The organism is Glaciimonas sp. CA11.2 (assembly GCF_034314045.1).
Lineage (GTDB): Bacteria > Pseudomonadota > Gammaproteobacteria > Burkholderiales > Burkholderiaceae_D > Glaciimonas.
The window spans coordinates 116,476-123,406 of the sequence record NZ_JAVIWL010000002.1; the positions used below are offsets into that span (position 1 = coordinate 116,476).

General features: G+C 53.0%; 5 protein-coding genes and 2 pseudogenes. All 7 read left to right on the forward strand.

Annotated features, from left to right (window positions below; translation table 11 throughout):
* The first annotated feature begins 145 nt into the window (after nt 1–145).
* A complete protein-coding gene (locus RGU75_RS23835) occupies nt 146–1,069 on the forward strand; it encodes a LysR family transcriptional regulator (protein WP_322240986.1) in 924 nt (307 codons plus the stop codon).
* 424 nt (nt 1,070–1,493) lie between these two features.
* Nucleotides 1,494–2,054 (forward strand): recombinase family protein, encoded by a 561-nt coding sequence (locus RGU75_RS23840; protein ID WP_322240987.1) that lies wholly within the window; start codon nt 1,494–1,496, stop codon nt 2,052–2,054.
* Between the two features lie 149 nt (nt 2,055–2,203).
* The gene (locus RGU75_RS23845) at nt 2,204–3,325 is read left to right on the forward strand and encodes an ATP-binding protein (protein ID WP_322240989.1); all 1,122 of its coding nucleotides are present in this window, start codon (nt 2,204–2,206) and stop codon (nt 3,323–3,325) included.
* Between the two features lie 315 nt (nt 3,326–3,640).
* Nucleotides 3,641–4,357: an MgtC/SapB family protein gene (locus tag RGU75_RS23850; protein WP_322240991.1), complete on the forward strand. Its 717-nt coding sequence runs from the start codon at nt 3,641–3,643 to the stop codon at nt 4,355–4,357.
* Between the two features lie 221 nt (nt 4,358–4,578).
* The gene (locus tag RGU75_RS23855; protein ID WP_322240992.1) at nt 4,579–5,334 is read left to right on the forward strand and encodes a hypothetical protein; all 756 of its coding nucleotides are present in this window, start codon (nt 4,579–4,581) and stop codon (nt 5,332–5,334) included.
* A 318-nt stretch (nt 5,335–5,652) separates the two neighbouring features.
* A pseudogene (locus RGU75_RS23860) lies at nt 5,653–6,087 on the forward strand (DUF6678 family protein).
* A gap of 146 nt (nt 6,088–6,233) precedes the next feature.
* A pseudogene (locus RGU75_RS23865) lies at nt 6,234–6,881 on the forward strand (IS3 family transposase); the annotation flags it as partial.
* Nucleotides 6,882–6,931: the final 50 nt, after the last annotated feature.

A 6,931-nucleotide genomic window follows, 5' to 3' on the forward strand; every position in this document is an offset into this window, starting at 1 on the left:
GCAGATAGTGTGGCGAGCCTCGGCGAAGCACCCCGGTTGGCTTGCAATCGGTCTTTTGCGCAAGCAATGGCCGTAGTATATTAACTTGGTTGCCGCCGATAAATGGGGTTAAAATCAATTCATTTATTACATTTGAGAACAAGCGATGGCGGGTGTTGATTCGATGCAGCTCGGAAGCATCGAGCAATTTTGCAAAGCAGCAGAGTTGGGCAGTTTCACTGCGGCAGCCGAGGTCTTCGGCGTCACACCGGCGGCCGTCAGCAGATCCATCGGCAGGCTCGAACAACGCCTGGGAGTGCGCCTGTTCTCCCGCACAACTCGCAGCGTCAAGGTCACAAACGAAGGGGAGCTTTTTTGGAAGGAGTGCCAGTTGGCTCTGGGCCAGATCGCCGAAGCCGAACGCGCCATCACCGGCGGGCAAACAGTGCCCAGCGGGCTGCTGCGTATCAGTGTCAGTACCGCCTACGGAACGCATCGATTGCTACCCCTGATGCCCAAATTCACCGAGGCGTACCCGCAGATCGAAATAGAGCTGAGCATCTCGGACCGGATCGTCGATTTTGTCGAGGAAGGATTCGATCTTGCCATACGGGTAGGCATTCAGCGAGACTCGCGGCTGGTTGCATACAAGCTCGAGGACGCGTTTTTGGGCGTCTTCGGCACACCGGAATATCTGATGAAAAAGGGCACGCCACTTTCACTTGACGACCTTCAGGCTCACGATTGCATTCAGTACGTATCACCGAATACCGGGCGTCCGATGTCATGGTTGTTCAAGAGCAAAAAAGGGGGAGAGATCGATCATCCGATTCAGAGCCGGATGCGCATACTCAACGATGCGCTCGGTTGCGTCGCATGGCTCAATGCCGGGGGCGGCCTATACCAGACCTACCACTTCGCGGCCGCCGGCGCCGTGAAGCGTGGAGACCTCGTGGAAGTTCTTCACGATCTTGCCGGGCGCTCCCGGCCGTTCTCCATTTTATATCCACAGAACCGGCATCTATCGGCGAAGGTACGCGCATTGATTGATTTCTTGCGGTCTACCTTGAGTGTACAGCCAGCTCAATAGTCGGAAATCCTGGGACTGTACGCTCGTGCTCACGAAACGCCCCCGATGACCTCGTCAAAAACGTCATGATCATCCTTGCCGATAAACACAATGGGGGGTGTTGATCCGTGAGGGCCATTGTCAAAACGGTTTTCACTTTGCCATGGTCGATGACGGCACCGAGGCGATTGTCTTGATTACCTTGAAACCAATGGCCACGCCTGGCCAGATCAGATCCCCCTTTACCTTGCCAAGTGCGAACGAAAACGCAGTCGCAATAAGCGCACTCAGCTTTTAAGTCAGGCCTCGCAGTCCTGTTGGAAACCGGCCGTTTTCCAACACCCATTAAAGTAATTCGACTATACTGTTGAAAAATTAGCCTTTAAACAAAATCACATGTCAATTTATATTGACTACATTTTTCAACATGTAAACGGAGCGGATCATGGCAGTTTTTGGATACGGGCGTGTTTCGACAGCGGAGCAGACCACAGACAACCAACGGCTTGAAATTGAGCGCGCAGGATACGCGGTTGAATACTGGTATGCCGACACGGTGAGCGGCAAGGCCCACGCCGCCCAGCGCAAGCAGTTCAGTGTCCTGCTGGGCAAGTTGCGGGCATTGGATACGGTCGTTGTGTCCAAGCTCGATCGACTCGGACGTGATGCGCCGGATGTGCTGTCGACGATCAAGTCACTGGCCGCGCTCGGCGTCGAGGTCGTTGTTCTCCAGCTCGGCAAACTCGATCTGGCATCCACTCCAGGTAAGTTGATGCTGGCCATGTTGGCGGCGATAGCGCAGATGGAGCGCGATCTCATCGTTGAGCGAACACAGGCGGGGTTGGCTCGCGCCAAGGCCGAGGGGAAGGTACTCGGCAGGCCGGCCAAAACAACGCCAGAGCAGCGCAAAGCGATGATAGCTGCCTACCAGAAGAAGACAAGCGTCAGCGCCCTGGCGCGACAGTACAAAATTTCTCGGGCGACAGTGCTCACCGTCGTCAAATGATCACCGGCGCAGCTGCCCGGAAAATCTTAGCGATTTTTTTAGTTTCATGAACTGCCTCCAGTACTCGCCTCCTAACTAAACTATAGAGAACTATAAAAAACTATAATCGACTATAATTTAGACTGTTCAGACACGTTTTGAAAGCTATCATGAGCAGCACGCCCATCTTTCACCGCACTATCCTGGCAGAAAACATTGCAAAACGCACGCTGTCACCCAAGGGGGCGTCGGGCGTCTTTATCTCGGCGCCGCGTCGTACTGGAAAAAGCACGCTGATCAACGAAGACATCATCCCTTTTTTGAAAAGTCAGGGCGCAGAGGTCATCTACGTCGATCTCTGGAGCGATCGTAGCCGCGACCCCGGCGATTTGATTTCGGAAGCGGTCCGCGATCATCTGCAAAAAAGGGAAGGAACCCTGTTGCAATGGGCTCGTCGCGGCGGCCTGGACAAAGTCAACGTCGCTGGAATTCAGCTCGACATAGGGAAAGTTGGCATCGGATCTGGCAAGACCATTGCCAAGGCGCTAGCTGAACTATCGGATGCGACCAAGGCGATGATTGTGCTGGTCATCGATGAGGCACAACACGCGATCACCACGGATGCCGGCGCCTCCGCACTGTTCGCTCTCAAGGCAGCGCGCGACCAGCTCAACGGCTCAAATCATTACGGATTCCGGCTCATTGCGACAGGATCCAACAGGGACAAACTGAGTTTGCTCGTACAAGGAAAAGACCAGGCATTTCTTAGCGCCGTGTTGCTCGATCTTGAGCCCCTGGGCGACGACTACCTTGCATGGGAAATTGATCAATATGACGGTGAGGTAAAACCATCCTTGGATGTGCTGCGCGCCGCATTCATCGCCGCTGGCCACAAGCCAGAATCCCTGCGTAAGGCCCTCGATGACCTGGCGTTTCGTTTTGACGTAACGGCAGAGAATGTCGATACCGTGTTTCAGGAAGTGCTTAACAAGATCATGGTGGACGCAAAACAAGGCTTCATGCGCGAAGTGAATGGGCTGCCCCCGTTGCAGGCAGCCGTGCTGACTGTGATGGCGATCACCGGTCATGATTTCGCACCGTTCCGAACGAATACTTACGAGATGTACAAGGACGCCTGCGCAAGATTAACAAACGCAGCGGTAACGATCGAGGATTCTTCCATCCAGTACGCGCTCGAAGCCTTGCGCACCAAGTCATTGGTATGGAAAAGTTCGCGCGGCGTCTACGCCATTGAAGACTCCCAACACGCCACTTGGCTCAAAGAAGAATAATTGCTCAAGTGACTTCCCAAGGAAGAAAAATTTGATAACGATATGATGTTGCGGAGTTGCGGATAGTCTGGACGTGGCCCGAACTTCGCGCCGCGCGCCTTGGCCGCCACGCGGCCGCTTCTGGTGCGGTCGATGATCAGGATACGCTCGAATTCAGCGATGCGGCGAACACGGTCAACACCATGTGCCCAGCTGGCGGCTGCGTATCGGCCCACGGCTCGGCCAGGCTTTCTCATGCATACTCTGCTTTCAAGTAGCGTACTTCCACGCGCGCTGCTATCGCTGGTCATAACGAATATGGAATAAAGCATCAGCATGTTGGCAATTCAAAACATCAACCTGATCTCCCTGCTTGACACGCTGGTGAGCCTGAGCACCGCCTTTGTGCTGGGTGGACTGATCGGTTTCGAACGGCAGTACCGGCAGCGCACCGCAGGTCTGCGCACCAATGTCCTGGTGGCGGTCGGTGCCGCCGTGTTCGTGGACATGGCCAACCGGTTGGGTGGCGCTGAAGGCGCTGTGCATGTGATGGCCTATGTCGTGTCCGGCATCGGTTTTCTTGGCGCGGGCGTCATCATGCGCGAAGAAGGCAATGTGCGCGGCATCAACACGGCCGCGACGCTGTGGGGTTCGGCGGCCGTTGGCGCCGCTGCCGGTGCGGACTTGATACTCGAAGCGGTGATCGCCACGCTGTTTGTGCTGGCTGCCAATACCTTGCTGCGCCCGATCGTGAATGCGATCAACCGCAAGCCGCTCGATCTGGCCTCGGTCGAAGTGACCAATACCGTCTATGTCATCGCCGACCGCAGCCATCAGAAAGCGGTGATGACGCTGCTGGAACAGGAACTCGAGCGCAGCAACTATCCGACCCGCGACCTCGATCTTCACGCCTTCGGACATGACGAGGTGGAGATCGAAGCGACGCTGGCCGCGACCTCGGTGGATGGCGACGAACTCGATGCACTGACGCAGCGATTGGCAGCGTTGCCGGCGGTTCGGCAGGCGTTCTGGAGTCCGAGTACGACCGAGTGAAGTCAGCTGCATATCAAACCAACGTCAGGCATGACAATAAGACAAGCTACTCCTGTTATCATCAAAAAATGGTCCATCAAGGCCTCGCCAGCGGCGAGAACAGCCGTCAACGCGAGCCCCTATGACTCCGAAACCATGTCACCGTGATGCCCTACCCAATCATGGACCAGGCGGCAGGTATTCCGGGGGACGATTAGCTAATTTCACCAAAGCATAGCTCCATGATAAAAATGAAAATCGTTGTCACAAAAGTGTTTCTATCATGCATCGGTTTAACTATCTATACGGCAGCGCAGGCTGTGGATGTGTCAGAAGCAGTATCTGAAAATTTAAAAAAAATAGATTTTAAAATTACACCGTCTTATTATCAATCATCCGATAGAAATGATGCCACCGATATTAACCTCCGTGTCAGTCGCGGTGAACATACTGGATGGATTGGGCGGTATGGCAATTCGAATGGTTTTGTTCAGGATCGGATTGGTTACAGCAACAACCACGACTTTGGTCTTGTTCGTTTGGTTTCTTCAGTAGAGTATGGCGGTGGGGGATACGCAGGCGTTTCCGCATCAACAGAAATCGGAGGCGATACTTTTGCGATTCTTGGAATTGACAGAACTAATTTACGTCCTTTTTATAATCTCGGTTTCGATCCTAGCGATGCAATTGATTTAGGCATCGGTACGCGTGCTCTTTCCAATATAGAAATTTCATTGCTGCATATTCGGGAAAATCGCTTGGATACTCAAAGAAAAGCAACGCATTTCGTATGGCGCTATAAACCGTCCGATCTGCAACGGATTACAATTGACACCTCGTATAAAAGTGGGTTTTCTGATGACGGATTTTTCGTCAGAGGCTATGCCATTTCAGTCACCTATGACTATGACCAATACTTTGTTCGACTGGCACGCGATCAATATGTTAATTTCAGTGCAAATAATTTAAATCGGCTTTCTCTTGGCGTACGTTTTTAGTTAAATAATTAACGAAAATTTTCTGAAGATAAATTCATGGAGCCAGCAGCAAGTCTGATCGCATCTATCTTCTTCGCATAATTTTATCAATTTAGGGCAGTATTTTACATTATCAGCATAATGTCTGATTTATGGTTGAGGTCAGGCATCTTGAGGGAGCTATCTACGCCATGACGACATAGTTTTCCGTACACTTTATAGGCCTTTGCGAGTAAGCTTTCGATGTCATCTGCTGATCTGTCGGGAAACACTTGTTTCACGACAGGCGGCAACCGGCCAGGAGCGGACGGTCGCAAGCGAACAATAATCAGGTTCAATATGGATGAATTGCCAAGCGCAGGAACAGCCCACAACGACGCAGTACGAAAAAAAATCGACGCCGCTGTCGCTGCTAGAAACTTGGGGTGCGTTTCAAACAACACTCGTTGGGATGAGCTAATCAATCATTTCCGTAGTCTGACGGGATGGCGTCCGTCTTACCGATCCAAATAAGTAACAGGGTATATCTCTGGATGGGACGTTGAGTGGTTTTACCATTTGCCCTTTCCGTTCGCGTCAGTCGAGTGGTTTGATATCGGCTTGTGGGAGGGCGTTCCCGCAAAAGGCAGACTGCTTGCGCCTACAACGATCGACCATACGGACGAAATTTCGAAGGTCGTCGAACAGATCGGTTTCGAATTTGAAGTGCGCGGCGACGTTCTTAGAATTTGGGGATACATGCCTAAATCTTACGAGGATTTTCCGCCTCCCTGAATCGATTGGCGAAGGTCTGCTGTGGGGGCGTTTGCTGACACTCCGGCAAATTTGGCGCCTGGTGAGCACAAGTGTTGGGCCATCGCTGTCAAACTCTGCCTAAAAACCCTTAGCGTACTATTTTTTCCGAATTCTGTGGGCTCCCCTACAGGGTGCGAAGTTTGATGCGTATGGCGGCCTTGAAGCCCGTCTGGAAGCGCAAATTCGTTCACACGACAGACAGCAAGAACGACTTGCCGATCGCCGCCAATGTGCTCAATCGGCAGTTCAATCCGACCGCGCCGAATCTGGCTTACGTCAGCGACATCACTTACATCCGTACCGGCGCGGGGTGGTTGTACCTCGCCACCGTGCTGGACCTGTATGCACGCAAGGTGGTCGGCTGGGCCATGGCACCGAGCATGCCCGCTAAACTGGTCTGCGATGCGTTGAGCATGGCCATACAGCGGCGGCCGGCGCCAGGTCTGATCGTCCATTCGGACCGAGGCAGCCAATATACAAGCGAGCTTTACCAGGATCTTCTGTCGCAAAACGGCTTCGTCTGCAGCATGAGTCGTAAGGGAAATTGTTGGGATAATGCCGTGGCGGAACGTTTCTTCTTGAATCTCAAGATGGAGCGCGTCTGGCAGCGCCAATATGCCAATTACGCCGAGGCCAAGGCTGACATCACCGACTACATCGTCGGCTTCTATAACTGCAAGCGCATCAATTCAGCATTGGGCAATCTGTCGCCCTCCGTCTACGAACGGAAAATGGCAGCACGTGAACCTATCGTTGTGTCCGAAATTACTTGACCACAGCAACATGCATGTTCAATGGCCGCAATGGGGCGTTACCTATCTGG

Coding starts and splice junctions, on each gene's coding strand:
- RGU75_RS23835 (WP_322240986.1), top strand. CDS start 146: ATGGCGGGTGTTGATTCGATGCAGCTCGGAAGCATCGAGCAATTTTGC.
- RGU75_RS23840 (WP_322240987.1), top strand. CDS start 1,494: ATGGCAGTTTTTGGATACGGGCGTGTTTCGACAGCGGAGCAGACCACA.
- RGU75_RS23845 (WP_322240989.1), top strand. CDS start 2,204: ATGAGCAGCACGCCCATCTTTCACCGCACTATCCTGGCAGAAAACATT.
- RGU75_RS23850 (WP_322240991.1), top strand. CDS start 3,641: ATGTTGGCAATTCAAAACATCAACCTGATCTCCCTGCTTGACACGCTG.
- RGU75_RS23855 (WP_322240992.1), top strand. CDS start 4,579: ATGATAAAAATGAAAATCGTTGTCACAAAAGTGTTTCTATCATGCATC.